This is a genomic window from Amycolatopsis sp. NPDC104775 (assembly GCF_055583325.1).
Window position 1 is genome coordinate 992,896 of the sequence record NZ_JBVJOE010000001.1, and the last position, 16,180, is coordinate 1,009,075.

General features: G+C 70.7%; 12 protein-coding genes. 6 read left to right on the forward strand and 6 right to left on the reverse strand.

The window, feature by feature from the left end:
* Positions 1 to 75: 75 nt before the first annotated feature.
* From glgC to ACZ63D_RS04380, 4 genes are all read right to left on the reverse strand, one after another.
* Positions 76 to 1,293, reverse strand: a complete 1,218-nt coding sequence (gene glgC / locus ACZ63D_RS04365; protein WP_167545609.1) for a glucose-1-phosphate adenylyltransferase — start codon at positions 1,291 to 1,293, stop codon at positions 76 to 78.
* Positions 1,290 to 2,447, reverse strand: a complete 1,158-nt coding sequence (gene glgA, locus ACZ63D_RS04370; RefSeq protein ID WP_465352871.1) for a glycogen synthase — start codon at positions 2,445 to 2,447, stop codon at positions 1,290 to 1,292. The genes glgC and glgA overlap by 4 nt, the downstream gene beginning before the upstream one ends.
* A 66-nt stretch (positions 2,448 to 2,513) precedes the next feature.
* Positions 2,514 to 3,269, reverse strand: coding sequence for a putative protein N(5)-glutamine methyltransferase (locus ACZ63D_RS04375; protein ID WP_465352872.1), 756 nt, complete (start codon positions 3,267 to 3,269; stop codon positions 2,514 to 2,516).
* Positions 3,266 to 3,832 (reverse strand): universal stress protein, encoded by a 567-nt coding sequence (locus tag ACZ63D_RS04380; RefSeq protein ID WP_465352873.1) that lies wholly within the window; start codon positions 3,830 to 3,832, stop codon positions 3,266 to 3,268. The genes ACZ63D_RS04375 and ACZ63D_RS04380 overlap by 4 nt, the downstream gene beginning before the upstream one ends.
* A 126-nt stretch (positions 3,833 to 3,958) precedes the next feature.
* Between ACZ63D_RS04380 and ACZ63D_RS04385 the strand changes: the two genes are divergently transcribed.
* Entirely contained in the window at positions 3,959 to 6,031 is a 2,073-nt protein-coding gene (locus tag ACZ63D_RS04385; protein ID WP_465352874.1) for an AMP-binding protein, read from the forward strand.
* 12 nt (positions 6,032 to 6,043) lie between these two features.
* On the opposite strand, the gene ACZ63D_RS04390 is transcribed toward ACZ63D_RS04385, so the two are convergent.
* Together ACZ63D_RS04390 and ACZ63D_RS04395 are read right to left on the reverse strand one after the other, a co-directional pair.
* Positions 6,044 to 10,204 carry a tetratricopeptide repeat protein gene (locus ACZ63D_RS04390; RefSeq protein WP_465352875.1) on the reverse strand — a complete coding sequence of 1,387 codons (4,161 nt, stop codon included), beginning with the start codon at positions 10,202 to 10,204 and terminating at the stop codon, positions 6,044 to 6,046.
* A 71-nt stretch (positions 10,205 to 10,275) separates the two neighbouring features.
* Positions 10,276 to 11,160 carry a LysR family transcriptional regulator ArgP gene (locus ACZ63D_RS04395; protein ID WP_465352876.1) on the reverse strand — a complete coding sequence of 295 codons (885 nt, stop codon included), beginning with the start codon at positions 11,158 to 11,160 and terminating at the stop codon, positions 10,276 to 10,278.
* Positions 11,161 to 11,230: 70 nt separating this feature from the next.
* Here ACZ63D_RS04395 and ACZ63D_RS04400 point away from each other — a divergent pair, with 70 nt between their 5' ends.
* The 5 genes from ACZ63D_RS04400 (at position 11,231) to ACZ63D_RS04420 (ending at position 16,146) form a co-directional block, all read left to right on the forward strand.
* The gene (locus ACZ63D_RS04400) at positions 11,231 to 11,836 is read left to right on the forward strand and encodes a LysE/ArgO family amino acid transporter (protein WP_465352877.1); all 606 of its coding nucleotides are present in this window, start codon (positions 11,231 to 11,233) and stop codon (positions 11,834 to 11,836) included.
* A gap of 70 nt (positions 11,837 to 11,906) precedes the next feature.
* Positions 11,907 to 12,359, forward strand: a complete 453-nt coding sequence (locus tag ACZ63D_RS04405) for a MarR family winged helix-turn-helix transcriptional regulator (protein WP_465352878.1) — start codon at positions 11,907 to 11,909, stop codon at positions 12,357 to 12,359.
* A gap of 34 nt (positions 12,360 to 12,393) precedes the next feature.
* Positions 12,394 to 13,191: an ABC transporter ATP-binding protein gene (locus tag ACZ63D_RS04410; protein WP_465352879.1), complete on the forward strand. Its 798-nt coding sequence runs from the start codon at positions 12,394 to 12,396 to the stop codon at positions 13,189 to 13,191.
* On the forward strand, positions 13,151 to 13,972 hold the full coding sequence (locus ACZ63D_RS04415; RefSeq protein ID WP_465352880.1) for an ABC transporter permease: 822 nt from the start codon (positions 13,151 to 13,153) through the stop codon (positions 13,970 to 13,972). Before ACZ63D_RS04410 ends, ACZ63D_RS04415 begins: the two co-directional genes overlap by 41 nt.
* A 53-nt stretch (positions 13,973 to 14,025) precedes the next feature.
* Positions 14,026 to 16,146, forward strand: coding sequence for a transglycosylase domain-containing protein (locus ACZ63D_RS04420; RefSeq protein ID WP_465352881.1), 2,121 nt, complete (start codon positions 14,026 to 14,028; stop codon positions 16,144 to 16,146).
* Positions 16,147 to 16,180 lie beyond the last annotated feature (34 nt).

Genomic DNA, 16,180 nt, shown 5'->3' on the forward strand with positions numbered 1-16,180 from the left:
CGAATGGACTGCAGGGAGCCCCGATCCGCCCGCAAGCGGCTGCGCCAGCCGAGCACGGGCCAGCCCGGCTTGGCCCTAGATCGCGGTTTCTCCCTTGCCTAGCACGACAATCCCGAAATCGCTGACGTGGTAATGGCCGCGGTCCCGCGCCAGGTCCACCCCGATGTGCGCGCCGGGCGGGACGACGACGTTCTTGTCCAGGATCGCCCGCCGCACCACCGCGCCGCGGCCGACCCGGGCGCCGTCCAGCAGTACCGAGCCTTGCACGACCGCGCCGTTTTCCACGAAAACGTCCGGCGACAGCACGGAATCCACTACCTGCGCGCCGGAAATGATGCAGCCGTTGCTGACGATCGACTGGGTCGCCGTGCCGCCTTCGACGAATTTCGCCGCCGCGCGCTGGCCGGGGTGGGCCAGGATCGGCCATTTCCGGTTGTACAGGTTGAAAATCGGCTGCGTCGAAATCAGATCGGTGTGCGCGTCGTAGTAGCTGTCGATCGTTCCCACGTCGCGCCAGTAGCCGTGGTCGCGGCCGGTTTCGCCGGGGACCACGTTGCCGTTGAAGTCGTAGACCGCCGCCTCGGATTTCTCCACCAGCGCCGGGATGATGTCGCGGCCCATGTCGTGTTTGGACGCCGGGTTCTTGGCGTCCGCGTGCAGCGCGTCGAGCATCACCTGCGTCGTGAACACGTAATTGCCCATGGACACATACGATTCGTCCGGCGAATCCGGCAGGCCGGGCGGGTCCTCGGGCTTTTCCAGGAACGCGTCGATCTTGGTGCCGTCCTCGGTGCTGATCACGCCGAACGACCGGGCCTCCGCGCGCGGCACCCGGATTCCGGCGACCGTCACGCCCGCGCCGGACGCGATGTGCGCGTCGATCATCTGGCGCGGGTCCATCCGGTAGATGTTGTCCGCGCCGAAGACCGCGATGTACGCGGGCGATTCGTCGTGCACGAGGTTGAGGCTCTGGTGGATGGCGTCCGCGCTGCCCTGGAACCAGCGCGGGCCCAGCCGCTGCTGCGCGGGCACCGGCGTGACGTACTCGCCGGTCAGCGACGACAGCCGCCACGTCGTCGAGATGTGCCGGTCCAGCGAATGCGATTTGTACTGCGTCAGCACGCAGATCCGGCGGATCCCGCCGTGCACCAGGTTGGACAGCACGAAGTCGATCAGCCGGTGCACGCCGCCGAACGGGACCGCGGGTTTCGCGCGGTCGGTGGTCAGCGGCATCAGCCGTTTGCCCTCGCCGCCGGCGAGGACGATTCCCAGCACATCGGATCCGTCGATCACGAAACCCTCCCGCACGCCTCGTAAACCCCCACCGTCGCGGCGGCGACCGCTGCCCAGCCGAACTCTCCCACCGCGCGGTCCCGTCCGGCGAGGCCCAGCCGGGTGGCGCGGGCGGGATCGGCGGCCAGGTCGTTGATCCCGCGCGCGAGCCCGGCTTCGAACGCGCCGGGCTCGTTCTCGTCGTAATGCACCAGGACGCCGGTCTCGCCGTCGGCGACCACCTCCGGGATGCCGCCGACGTCGCTGGCCACCACCGCGGTCCCGCACGCCATCGCTTCCAGGTTCACGATGCCGAGCGGCTCGTACACCGACGGGCACACGAACACCAGCGCGTGCGTCAGCAGCTGGACGACTTCGGTGCGCGGCAGCATTTCCGGGATCCAGTGCACCCCGGACCGTTGTTCCTGCAGCTGCCCGACCAGCCCGCGGAACTCCGCGTCCAGTTCCGGCGTGTCCGCGCCGCCCGCGCACAGAATGAGCTGGACGTCTTCCGCCAGCGCGGCCCCGGCGCGCACGAGATGCGGCACGCCTTTCTGCCGCGTGATCCGCCCGACGAACAACGCGTACGGCCGGTTCGGATCGATGCCGTGCTTCTCGAGCACGTCGGTGCCGGGATCGGGCTGGTACAGCTCGGTGTCGATGCCGTTGCGCACCACGTGCACCCGGGCCGGGTCGACGTTCGGGTATGCCTCGAGGACGTCGCGCCGCATGCCGGAGCTGACCGCGATGATCGCGTCCGCCGCCTCGTAGGCGTCGCGCTCGATCCACGACGACACGCGGTAGCCGCCGCCGAGCTGCTCGGCTTTCCACGGCCGCAGCGGTTCGAGCGAATGCGCGGTGATGACGTGCGGAATGCCGTGCGCGAGCTTCGCCAGATGGCCGCCGAGGTTCGCGTACCAGGTATGACTGTGCGCGAGATCGTGGCCGGCGAGCGCGTCGGCCATCGAGACCGCGATGTCCATCGTGGCGAACGCGGGCTGGGCGTATCCGTGCGCGTCGCGGTGCCCGTGTGCGCCGTCCGGACGGTCGGGGCCCCAGCAGTGCACGTCCAGGTCGACCAGCGACCGCAGTTCCCGCGCGAGGAACTCGACGTGCACCCCCGCTCCCCCGTAGACGTCCGGCGGGTACTCCCGGGTGAGCAGGCCGACCTTCATGCGTCGACCCTAGACGGCCCTGCCGGGCGCACGCAGTACGGAAGGCGGGCGAATCCGGTTCGCCGCTCAGTGTTCGCGCTGTCCTACCACGACTGTCGCGCCGAGTTCGTCATCCTCCTCGACCGAGGCGGACAGCCCGGCCTGGCGCACTTCGGCGGTCGCGGCGGCGGCTTGGCGTTCGCTGGCCTCGAAAAACACGTGCCCGCCGGGCGCGAGCCAGGCCGGTGCCTCCGCGACGACCCGGCGGAGCACGTCTAGACCATCAGCTCCCCCGTCGAGCGCGACGCGGGGTTCGTGGTCGCGCGCCTCCGGCGGCATCAGTGCGACGTCGTCGGTCGGGACGTACGGGACGTTCGCGATCAGCACGTCGACCCGGCCGCGCAACCGCCGCGGAAGCGGGGCGTAGAGATCGCCTTGGTACACCTCACCAGGCACGTTCTGCCGGGCGCAGGCAACCGCGGCGGGCTCGACGTCCGCCGCGTGCAGGTCGATCCCGGGCACCTCGGCCGCGACTGTCGCGCCCAGCGCACCGGAACCGCAGCACAGATCGAGCACCACGGACCGCTCGTGCGCGAACCCGATGGCCAGCCGCACCAGCAACTCGGTGCGGTGCCGGGGCACGAAGACGCCCGGCGCGACGACGAACCGGCGGCCGGCGAACTCCGCCCAGCCGAGGATGTGCTCCAGCGGTTCCCCGGCGACCCGCCGCTCGACCATCCCCGCCACATCGCCCGGTTGGCCGAGCAGGAGCCGGGCTTCGTCCTCGGCGAAGACGCACCCCGCGCCCCGCAAGCGCGCGACAGTGTCGGCGAATTCGCTCACGGAACGACGACGACCGGCCAGGTCGCGGCGCGCACCAGCCGGTTGCCGACCGAGCCGACGAGCCGGTGCCCGCCCTGTTCGGACGCGCCGACCACGACCATGTCCGCGTTCGCCTCCTGCGCGGCCTGGCGCAGTTCGGGGAAGGTCTCGCCGCGGCGGACCACGAACGTGACCGGCACTTCCAGGTCGGCCGCCCGCTCGCGCAGTTCCGCGCGCAGCTGCTCGATCTCTTCCTCGAAAGTCTGCTGCTGCACGTCGACGACCGCGGACGCGGCGAGGCCGGTCCACACCGTCGGCGCGGCCACGTACACCACGACCAGCCGCGCGCGCTGCCGCCGGGCGAGGCCGCCGCCATACGCCGTCGCGCGCAGCCCGGTGGGCGACGTGTCCGCGCCGACCAGGATCACGCGCGGCCCGTCGGTGCCCCGTTCGTACGGGCCCGGGTCCCAGCTGGGTCCGTATTCCTCGACCAAATGCTCCACCCGGCCCATTATGTCCGGGACGCCGGAACCCGCCGGGCCGCGGCCGTCGCCCGCGGCGAAACCTCGCAAGAAAATTCCCATCTGGTTGGATTTCCGGTCGCTCGGAGTACCCCAGGCGTCTTCTGCCTGGTAGCGTCCCCGCAACCTGAACACGCGTCCGGGAAGGACCGGGGAGCCCACACGCGTGCGGCGGCGAGGCGGATCGCGATGCGAGACGATGTGGTCGAGGCGAGTGCGGTGGTCGGGCACCCGCCCGAACAGGTGTGGCAGATCGTCGGCAGTCCCGAGCTGTACCCGAGGTTCGTCCCGGCGATCAGCTGGTGCGAGGTCACCGTCCCGGCCGAGCGGGGGCGAGGGCCGCACTGCCTGATCCGGCTGGCCCCGGACCGGGAAACCCTGGTCGAGGGCACCATTCACGCGGCGGTGTACCGGCCGGGCGAGCACGTCGTCTGGTGCGGGCTGCCGGACGAGCGGACCTGGGTGTCGGTCGAACTGCGCCCGGTCCCGCGCGGCGGCACCGAGATCGTGCTGCGGATGATGCTCCCGTCGCTGCCGCCGGAACACTCCGGCCTGCTCGCCCGCGGCACGGTGAAAGGCCTGCTCAAACAGCTGTCGAAGCGGATCGGCCAGCAGTTGTCCGGACTGCCGGGCGACCCGCCGGAAAACGAGCCGGCGACCGCCCTGCGCACGGCGAACACGCTGGTCCGCGCCGGGGTGCTCGCCGCGGGACGACCGGACAAGATGGTCAAGCAGCTCAGTTCGCTCGCCCGCTGGGGCGCGACGCTGGCCGGCGGGTACCTAGCCGCGACCGCTCGCGGCGCCGACGACGTCGCGGTCCACGACGAGCGGCACACGCGCACCTTCGGCGAGATCGACGAGCGCAGCAACCAGCTGGCCAACGCCCTGGCCGCGCTCGGCGTCCAGGCTGGTTCACCGGTCGCGCTGATGTGCCGCAACCACGCGGCGATGGTCGAGGCGTTCGTCGGCTGCAGCAAGCTCGGCGCCGACGTCATCCTGCTCAACACCGGCCTCTCCCCCGCCGCCGTCGAGGAAGTGCTCACCCAGCATCCGCCCGCCGCGGTCCTCGCCGACGACGAGTTCGCGCCGGTCATCGCGTCGGTGCCGGGCGAATTCCCCCGGATCAGCACGTGGGACGACGCCGAACAGGGCTATCGCACGCTGGACGAACTGCTCCAGGACGCCCCCACGACCCTGCCGAAGCCCGCCGAACGCGAAGGCCGGATCGTCGTGCTGACCTCCGGCACCACCGGGACGCCGAAGGGAGCGCGCCGTCCGACGCCGAAGGGAGTGAGCACGTCGGCGACCGTGCTGTCGCGGATCCCGTTGCGGGCCAGGGACAAGATCGCCGTGGCCGCCCCGCTGTTCCACAGCTGGGGGCTGGCCGCGATGCAGCTCGGCATGGCGCTGCGGGCGGAGCTGTCGCTGATCCGCCGGTTCGACGCGGAGGAAACGCTGCGCACGATCGCCGAACACCGCTGCGACGCGCTGTTCGCGGTGCCGATCATGCTGCAGCGGATCCTCGACCTGCCCGAACACGTGCGCGGCCGGTACGACCTGTCGTCGCTGCGGATCGTGGCGAGCAGCGGGTCGGCGATGCCGGGCGCGTTCGTGACGTCGTTCATGGACACCTTCGGCGACGTCCTCTACAACTTCTACGGCTCCACCGAGGTGTCCTGGGCGAGCATCGCCGATCCGGCGGACCTGCGCGCCGCGCCGACGTCCGCGGGCCGCTGCCCGCCCGGAACCCAGGTCGCGATCCTGGACGAGGACCGCCGCCCGGTGCCGCCCGGCGACGAGGGCCAGATCTTCGTCGGCAACGACATGCTGTTCGACGGCTACACCAACGGTTCCAGCGTCCCGCGCGCCCACGACCTGATGGCCACCGGCGACGTCGGGTACCAGGACGCGTCCGGACGGCTGTTCGTCACCGGCCGGGCCGACGAGATGATCGTGTCCGGCGGCGAGAACGTGTTCCCGCGCCCGGTCGAGGAAGCGCTGGCCGCGCTGCCGGGCGTCTCGGACGCGGCCGTGGTCGGCGTTCCGGACGACGAATACGGCCAGCGCCTCGCCGCGTACGTCGTGCTCCGCCGCGGCGCCCGCATGCACGCCGAAGACATCCGGCATCACATCCACCAGCGGCTCGCCCGGTTCGCGGTGCCGCGCGACGTCTATTTCGTGCCGGAGCTTCCGCGCAACGCCACCGGAAAGATCGTCAAGCGGCTGCTCAACGACGACCTCTGGCCCATCGCGCAAGGCTGAGTGAAGGCTGACTCACAGCCGGGCCAGCTGCCCCTGTGGCCCCGGGCTCGCCGCCGCCGCGGCGACGCTGAACCGGCCCGGCCCGAACGTTTCCTCCCCGGTGGGGCCGGACGAGATCTGCCGGATGCTCGCGCTGAGATCGGCCTCGACCCCGCCGGGGAGTTTCAGCTTGATCAGGAAGGGCAGCACGAGCCCCACGACCATGAGCCCGACGAGCACCGGCGTGAGCGTGGTCAGCATGACGCCGGTGATCTTGTCGGACAGGAAGAACGCCACCCACAACGCGATCAGCGCGGCGATCCCGACGACCACCACCACGACGCTGCCCACCGTGCTGCTCCGGGTGATCCGCAGGCTTTCCTCCATGATCTGCAGGCTGCGCTGCGCCTCGACATTGCCCGGGTCGAGCTTCACGCACCGGCGCAGATCACGGATCGCCCTGCGCCGCTGCATCGGCTTCGCCGGGAAATCCCCGGCGGACTCGGCCAGCTTGTACCGCGCGACCGCGGCCACGAAGTACGGCTCAGCTTCGTTCGAGGCAAGGGAAATCGCCTCCTGCGCGCGAGCGAGCGCGTCGGCGTGGAACTGCCTGCCCTGCGTGGCGTCGCCGCGTTCGATGAGCAATTTGGCCACTGCCACCAGCAATTGCCACCTCGGCAGGTCACAGTCGTCGCGGCGCAACGCTTGCTGCAGCACGTCTTCGCCCTCGACGAAGTCCCCAGCCGACCGCATGAGCGCGACCGCCAGCCCGAGACTCGCGCTCCCGTTGGCCGGGTCGATCTGCCGGGCCTGCCGGAAATGCCGGGCGGCGCTGGCGCTGGGCTTGCCCGCCGGATCGTCGATTCCGCGCTGCAGGTGGAGGTAACCGAGTTCCACGTGAGCCTGCGCGTCGTACCAATCGCGTTCCAGCGCCGCGTTGAGGTGGGTTTCCGCCTCGTCGAACCGGCCCAGCTGGGAGTAGAGCGCGCCGAGGTCGACGTAGCTGGCGTGCTGGCTGTCCAGTTCGACCGCGCGGCGGAAGTGCTGCTCCGCCTGGGCGTAGTGCCGCCGCTGGTAGTTCAGGACACCGAGGCAGGTGTGCGCCGAGTGGTGCCGGCTGTCCTTCTCCAGCACGGAAAAACACAGTTTCTCGGCCTCGTCCCGCCCCCGCGGGGTGGCTTGCCGGACAAGACACCAGGCGAGACCGAACTGGTGGTCAGCCTCGTCCGGCTCCTTCTCGCACGCGAGGCGGAACCGTTCCTCGGCGGCCGGATAATCCCCCGCGGCGAACCGGATCCACCCCGATTGCGCCGCCGTTTCGGCTTCCTCGCCGGGATTCCGCGCGTCGGCCCGCAGCCGCGCGAGCTGCTGGTCGGCTTCGTCCAGGCGACGGCTGTCGTGGTAGATCCAGACGAGTTCCTCGCGCAGCGACCGGCTCCACGGCATCCGTTCCAGCGCCTCGGCGACCCCGCGCTCGGCCTCGTCGAACCGGCGCAGCGACCGCAACGCCGCCGACCGCCCGGTGATCGCCTCGACGACGAACGGATCGATCCGCAGCGCCCGCTCGAACCACCCGATGCTCTCGTCGTACCGCAGCTGCTCGTCGTACAGCCGGCCCAGCTCCACCAGCAGATCCGGTTCGTCCGGACGCCGCTCGACCGCTTCCTTCGCCGCCGCTTCGGCTTCCTCGAACCGCCGCAGCCGGCGCAGCGCGGTCACCCGCCATTCCAGCCCAAGCGCGTGAAGCGGGTCCTCGTCGAGAGCCTGCGCGAGGCTTTCCAGCGCCTCGTCGAAACGGTTCTCGTCGCCCAGCAGCAACGCCCGTTCCACCAGCAAGGAGGGTTCGCGCGGGCAGAGCGCGAGCGCTTCCTTCAGCGCGGCCCAGGCCTCGTCGAACCGCCGCGTCCGGCGCAGCTCGGTGACCCGCCATTCCAGCGCGCCGGCGTGCTTGGGGTCGAGCGCCAGCACCCGGTCGTACCACTCGGACGCTTGCCCGGGGCGGCCTTGGCCGCGGGAGAACAGCGCCATCTGCATCAGCGCGGGGATGTCGTCCGGCTGCCGGTCGAGGATCGCCTGGAGGCTGGCCTTCGCCTCGTCGAACCGGCGCAGCCGGTAGCAGGTCACCGACTTGGCCCGCAACGCCCACGAATGCCCCGGTTCGAGGTCCAGCGCACGGCGGAACCAGCCGAGCGCTTCCTCGAACCGGCATTGGTCGTAGTGCACCCAGCCCCGCTGCACCAAGAGGTCCGGCTCGTACGGCTGCAGCTCGATCGCTTCCTCCGCCGCCGCGTCGGCTTCCTCGAACCGCCGCAGCTGCCGCAGCGAAGCCACCCGCTCCCCCAGCGCCAACAGATGCACCGGGTCGGCGGCCAGCGCCCGGCCGCACCACTTCAGCGCGTCGTCGAACTGGAAGCGGGAGGCCGCCAGCCAGCCCCGCTGGGCCAGCAGGTCCGCGTCGTCCGGGCAGTTCCGGAGCGCTTCCTCGGAGACGGCCCCGGCCCGGTCGTACGCGCGCAGGGAGCTCAGCACCCAGATCCGCGAGCGCCAGGCCCAGGAATACCCCGGGTCGAGGTCCGCGGCCCGCTGGAACCAGTCCAGCGCCTTGCCGTACTCGTACTGGTCGCCGTCGACCCAGCCCCGCTGCACCAGCAGACCCGCGTCCTCCGGACGCCGTCCGATCGCCTCCTTCGCCGCCGCTTCGGCTTCGGGGAACCGGCGCAGCATCCGCAGCGCCTCGATCTTCGACCGCAGCGCGTTCGCCTGCTCCGGATCCAGCTCCAGCGCCCGGTCGTACCAGCGCAGCGCCTCCTCGTACCGGAGCCGGTCCCCGGCGACCCAGCCGCGGGTCACCCAGCGGTCGGCGTCGTCGGGATGCCGCTCGGTCGCCTCCCGCACGGCTTCCTCCGCCGCTTCGAACCGCCGCAGCCTCCGCAGCGCGAACACGCGGCTCTCCAACGCCTCGGCGTCGCCCGGATCGACGGCGAGCGCCCGCTCGTACCAGCTCAGCGCGTCCTCGAAGCGGAACCGGGCCGCGCTCGCGTCGCCCGCCCCCACCAAGCAGTCCACGTCGTCCGGATACCGGTCGACCAGGTCCTGCGCGGCGGCCTCCGCCTCGGCGAATTCCCGCTGTTTCCCCAGCAGGCCCACCTTCGCGAGCAAGGCGCTCTTGTCCCGCGGCCGGATCGCCAGCACCCGGTCGGCCCAGTCCTCCGCCTCCGCCAAGCGCGACCGGTCCTCGGCCAGCGCGCTGGCCTCTTTCATCAGGTCCAGATCGCCCGGCCGGATTTCGAGCGCCTTCCGCAGGGCCGTCTCCGCCTCGCCGAACCGCTTGAGCAGCCGCAGCTTCCGTGCTCGCCACCAGTGCGGCGCGCCATGGCGCGGAGCCATCTCCAGCGCCCGCTCGAAGCAGGCCAGCGCCTCGTCGTCCTGGTTTCGTTCCTCGGCCGCCCAGCCTTTCGCGAGCCACAGCCGCGGTTCGCGGGGAAGCAGCGCGATAGCCGCTTCGACCGCGGCCTCCGCCTCGTCCGTCCGGCCCAGCCGGCTGAGGCAGGCCACCCGCGACCGCGACGCCCACTCGTTCCGCGGATCGACCGCCAGCGCGCGTTCGTACCAGGCCAGCGCTTCGTCGTCGCGGTCGCGCTCGACCTCCATCCAGCCCATCGTCGTCAGCGGATCCGGTTCGCCGGGGCGCCGGTCGATCGCCCGCAGGCCGGCTTCCTCCGCCTCGTCGAACCGCTTCAGCGAAGCCAGCGTCATCACTTTCCAGCGCAACGCGCCGGCGTGCGCGGGATCGGTCGCCAGCGCTCGCTCGAACCACGGCAGCGCGGCGGCGAAATCCTCTTGGTCGCAGTGCACCCGCGCCCGGGCGTGCAGGATCTCCGTGTCGTCCGGGAACCGGGCCAGGCCCGTTTCGGCCGCCGCTTCCGCCTCTTCGAACCGGTAAAGCTGGCTCAGCGCGGCCACCTGCCACGCCACTGCCAGCGCAGGGGCGCCCGGGCAGTTCGCCGCGTGGTCGAAGGACTCCAGCGCCTCTTCCCGGCGGTACTGGATCAGCTGCACCTTCCCCAGCGCGATCCAGCGCGCCGGGTCGTCCGGGAAGTCCCGCACCGCCTGGCGGCCCAGTTCCTCGGCCTCGTCCAGCTTCCAGTCGTCGCTCAGCCGGTCGATCGCCTCGGCGGTGGCCGGTTCCGTCACGGGAGTTCCTTCCTCGCAAGCCCGCGCACAGCATGCCCGGTCCGGGCGGGTCGTGTCTCCCGATCCGCCGGTTACGGCCCGAGCGCGCGCCCGGCCGCCCTCGCGACCGCTTCCGCCACCGCCGCCAGCGGAGGCGAGTCGAGTTTCCACTGCTGCCAGTACAGCGCCACGTCCACCGCCCGGTCCGGCGCGAGATCGACCAGGTTCCGCCCGGGCAGCTGCAGCTCCGGCACCATCCCCCAGCCCAGCCCGGCCGCCACCGCGTCCGCGAAGGACACCGACGCCGGGATGTAATGCCGTACCCGGCTCGGCAGCTCGCGGCGGGTCAGCCGGTGCAGGAACCGGTCCTGCAGGTCGTCTTTCCGGTCGAACAGCAACGCGGGCGCGGCGGGCAGCCGTTCCGCGAGCGAGCCGCCGTCCAGCCAGCGGCGCACGAACTCCGCCGACGCCACCGCGCGGTACCGCATCGCGCCGAGGCGGCTGACCGTGCAGCCCTGCACCGGCTGCGGCGTCGCCGTGATCGCGGCCATCACCAGCCCCTCGCGCAGCAGAGCGGCGGTGTGGTCCTGGTCGTCGCTGCGGAGGTCGAACGAGACCGGCGGCTCGGCGGGGACTTCTTCGAGCGCGGACAGGAACCAGGTGGCCAGCGAGTCCGCGTTGACCGCGATGGGCAGAGTCGCCGCCCGGCCCGGACCGCCGAGACCGAGCTCCGCGCGCGTGTCCGCTTCGAGCCGGGTCAGCTGCCGCGCGAACCGCACCAGCACCTCGCCGGATTCGGTGAGCCGCACCGGTTTCGACCGCAGCACGAGCACCCGGCCGATCCGCTGTTCCAGCGCCTTCACCCGCTGGCTCACCGCGGGCGGCGTCACGTGCAGGACCGCCGCGGCGCGGTCGAACGACTGCTCGTCCACCACCGCGAGCAACGTGCGGACCTGGTCGAGCGGCAGATCGGACATCACGATCGCTTATCTTAGTTCAGAATCTTTACCTGGATTAAGGCCCGCACGGGCTTCTACCGTCGGCCGGGTGATCGCTGCGCTCGCCGCCGGATTCGGCACCGGACTGTCCCTCATCGTCGCCATCGGGGCGCAGAACGCTTTCGTGCTCCGCCAAGGATTGCGCGGCGGTCTAGTCGTGCCGGTGATCCTCGTGTGCACGTTCTCCGACGCGGTCCTCATCACCGCCGGAGTGAGCGGGATCGGGGCAGTGCTGCAGCGGTGGCCGTCGGCGATCAAAGCGATCGCGATCGTGGGCGGCCTCTTCCTCGTGGGCTACGGGATCCTCGCCGCGCGCCGCGCCCTCCGGCCAGGCACGTTGACCGTCTCGCCCGCAGACCTGGCCTCACCGAAACGCACGCTCCTCACCTGTCTCGCGCTCACCTGGCTCAATCCGCACGTCTATCTCGACACCGTTCTTCTCGTCGGTTCCGTCGCGGCCGGGCACGGCGACGGCCGCTGGCTCTTCGGCATCGGCGCGGTGGCCGCGAGCGCGGTCTGGTTCAGCGCGCTCGGGCTCGGCGCGCGAAGGCTGTCCGACGTCTTCGCCCGTCCCGCGGCCTGGCGAATCCTGGACGGCGTGATCGCGGCGACCATGCTCGCGCTCGGCGTCGCACTGCTCGCCGGCCGGGGATGAATCGGCAGACATCCGGCGAACGTGACATTTAGTGTTGCTAATAGCTCTGGGTCAGAGCTAACTTGGCGCTGTGCCCGCCTCCCGGATCGACCTCGCCGAACGCGTTCTCACCGCAGTGCTGGGCGTACGCCGCGTCGTGCGCCGCCGGGCGCGCACCGAACTGCCCGGGCCGCATCTGCCGGGCTCGCAGGTGGAACTGCTGCGCGTGGTCCACCGGAATCCGGGCATCGGCGTCGCCGCCGCGGCCAAAGAACTGAGCCTGGCCGGGAATTCGGTGAGCACGCTCGTGAACGTGCTGGCCGAAGCCGGCCTGCTGCGGCGCGAAGTCGATCCGGCCGACCGCCGGGCCGCGCGGCTGCAGCTCACCGACGCCGCCAAGGACCGGATGGCGACTTGGCGGCGCACCCGGATCGGGCTGGTTTCCGCCGCGCTCGGCCAACTGTCCGAAGAGGACACTTCGGCGATCGTCGCCGCGCTGCCCGCGCTTGAACGGCTGATCGAAGCTCTCCAGGAGGAAGCATGAGCGCGGCTCGCCAGCGAATCAAGGAGGCGACGGCATGAGCGAACCGGCGGTCCGCTGCACCGGATTGCGGCACTCCTTCGGCACCACCGTCGCGGTCGACGGCCTGGATCTCTCCATCGAATCCGGCGAGGTCTTCGGACTGCTCGGACCGAACGGAGCCGGGAAAACCACTACGATCCGGATGATCACGACCCTGCTGCCCGTCCCGGCGGAACGCATCGCCGTCTTCGGGCTCGACGTCGCGCGCCGCCGGATGGCTGTCCGCAGGCTGATCGGCTATGTGCCGCAACAGCTTTCCGCCGACGGCTCGCTCACCGGCCGCGAGAACGTGTCGCTGTTCGCCCGGCTCTTCGACGTGCCGCGGGCGCGACGCGCCGGGCAGGTGCGCGAGGCGCTGGAACTGGTCGGACTGGGCAACGACGCGGACCGCCCGGCGGGACGCTACTCCGGCGGCATGATCCGCCGGCTGGAACTGGCGCAGGCGCTGGTCAGCTCGCCCCGGCTGCTGATACTCGACGAGCCGACCATCGGGCTGGACCCGGTGGCGCGCGCGGCGGTCTGGGAACGGATCTCCGAAATCCGCGCCGCGACCGGCATGACCGTGCTCGTCACCACTCATTACATGGACGAAGCCGAGCAGTACTGCGACCGGGTAGCGCTGATGCACACCGGCAAGATCCGCGCGCTCGGCGCCCCGGCCGACCTCGAAGCCGGGCTCGGCCCGGAGTCCACTTTGGACGACGTGTTCCGGACCGTCACCGGGAACGCGCTCGACGCAGGAGGGATCCGCGATGTCCGTGCCGCTCGCCGCACCGCCCGCCGTCTCGGCTGACCCCGGCCCGCTGGGACGGCTGCGCGTGCTGTTGTCCCGGGTCGGCGCGATGTGCCTGGTGGAACTGCAGAAACTCCGCCGCGATCGCACCGAACTGCTCACCCGGGCGATCCAGCCCGCGCTGTGGCTGCTCATCTTCGGCGAGACCTTCACCCGGCTGCGCGCGATCCCGACCGGTCCGGTGCCGTATCTCGACTACCTCGCGCCCGGCATCCTCGCCCAGTCCGCGTTGTTCATCTCCATCTTCTACGGCATCCAGATCATCTGGGAACGCGACGCGGGCGTCCTCGCGAAGCTGCTCGTCACCCCCACGCCACGCGCGGCGCTGGTCGCGGGGAAGGCTTTCGCCGCCGGAGTGCGCGCGCTCGTGCAGGCGTTCATCGTCGTGCTTCTCGCCGCGCTGCTCGGCGTCGGGCTGACCGCGAACCCGGTGCGGCTGCTGGGCGCCGCGGTGGCCGTGGTGCTCGGTTCGGCCTTTTTCTGCTGTTTTTCCGTCATTATCGCCGGTTTGGTGCTTTCACGCGAACGACTGATGGGCATCGGCCAGGCGATCACGATGCCGCTGTTTTTCGGGTCCAACGCGCTCTATCCGGTGAACCTGATGCCGTCCTGGCTCAAGGTGCTGAGCCATGTGAATCCGCTCAGCTACCAAGTCGACGCCTTGCGCGGACTGCTGATCGGCACCCCGGAGAACCTGTGGGCCGACTTCGGCGTCTTGACGGGTGCGACCGCGCTGGCGATCGCGGTCGCTTCGGCTCTGCTGGGAAGGTTGGCTCGATGAAACACCCTCGTCCGCACACTCTTTTCTCACCGGCACAGGCATAGGTTGGGACCGTGTCTCGTCGCAAGGGGATAGCCCCGTTCCTCGGATTGTGCGTGCTGGCCGGGATTCTCGTCGCGGGCACGCTGGCCCCGGTCGCGATCGGGGCGGGCATGCTGTCCAACCAGGTCAGCGATTCGGTCGACGCCATCTCCGCCGATCTGGTGCACGCGGAGCCGCCGCTCGTCACCACGGTCACCGACCGCGCGGGCGGGACGATCGCGACTTTGTACTCGCAGTACCGCATTCCGGTCACCGCCGCGCAGATCTCCCCGGCGATGAAGGCCGCGATCGTCGACATCGAAGACCGCCGGTTCTACACCGAAGGCGGCGTCGACCCGCAGGGCATGCTGCGCGCCGCGGTGCACAACAGTTCCGGCGGGAATCTGCAAGGCGCGTCCACGCTCACGCAGCAATACGTGAAGAACTACCTCGTGAACGTCGTGGACCGCAATGACAAGGCCGCGCAGCAACGGGATCAGGAGGATTCGCTGGCGCGCAAGCTGCGCGAGGCGAAGATGGCCGTGCAGCTGAGCCAGACCGTGCCCAAGGACGAGATCCTGGCCGACTACCTGAACGTCGTCGAGTTCACTGGCACCGTGTACGGCGTCGGAGCCGCCGCGCAGGCGTATTTCGGGACGACAGCGGACAAACTGACCGTGCCGCAGGCCGCGCTGCTGGCCGGAATGGTGAACAACCCCAACATCTACAACCCGTACACGCATCCGGACAAGGCGCTCCAACGGCGCAATCTGGTGATCGATTCGATGGTGTCGGCACGCTCGATTCCGGCGTCCTATGGCGAAACCGCGAAGGCCACCCCGCTGGGCCTCAGCGGCCCGCGGCCGCAGGCACCGTCGAGCACGTGCCTCGGCGCGGCCCCGGACGCCGGGTTCTTCTGCGCGTACGCGGTGCGCTATCTCGTGCAGTCCGGGCTCACCGCCGACCAGATCGACACCGGCGGGTACACCGTGAAGACGACCATGGACCCGCACGTGAGCCAGGTGACGAAGGACGCGGTGAACGCGAACGTCCCGACCACGCAGGACGGCGTCGCCAACACCTTCGCGGTCGTGCAGCCCGGCAGCGACGGGCACCAAGTGCTCGCGATGGTCTCGAACCGCAACTACGGCACCGATCCCGACCAGGGCGAGACGTCCACGAACATCGTCGCCGACGCGAGCAACAAATTCGGCGCGGGCTCGTCGTTCAAGATCTTCACCTCGGCCGCGGCGATGGTCACCGGGAAAGCGGGCCTGAACACGCCGCTGCCGAACCCGTACAGCGACTGTTTCAACCCGCCCGACATGAACCGGTACACGCACTGCTATCCGGTGAGCAACGACGGCACGAGCTACCCCAACCCGATCTCGCTGGCCACCGGGCTCGCGACGTCGCCGAACGTCGCGTTCGTCGGCCTGGAGGCGCAGGTGGGCATGCCCGCGGTGCTGGACATGGCGCGAAAACTGGGCCTGCGCAACACCATGGCGACCAACGACGCGGGCACCAAGCCGATCACCGACCCGGCCGATCCCCGGTCGAAGAACCCGCAGTACAACGAACCGCAGTCGCAGTACTTCCAGAATCTGCTGTCCTTCACGCTGGGCAACAGCCCGGTCAGCCCGCTGGAGATGGCGAACGTCTCCGCCACCTTGATGAGCGGCGGCATGTGGTGCCCGCCCAACCCGATCCTGTCCGTCACCGACCGGCACGGCCAGCCCGTCTCGCTGCACCAGCAGGCGTGCGAACAGGTGATCCCGCCCGGCGTCGCGAACACGCTGGAGGCGGGACTGAGCCAGGACACCACCGTCGGCACGTCCGCCCGCGCGGCCCAGGCGGCCGGCTGGACCCATCCCGACATCGGCAAGACCGGAACCACGCAGGAGAGCGAATCCGTCGCGTTCGTCGGCGGAGTCGACCACTACGCCGTCTCGTCCATGGTCTTCGCCGACGGCCCGCACCCCCAGGAAATCTGCCCCGGCAACCCCGTCCACCTAGGCGACTGCGGCCACGGCGCGTTCGGCGGCACAGTCGCCGCGCCGCCGTACTTCACCGCGATGAACCAGCTGCTGGCCGGACAGCCGGACGTCCCGATCCCGCCCCCGGACCCGGCCTACCTGGACGCCCACGCCTGACCGCCGAGCCGTTTCGCGCGGCCGGAAAGGAGCC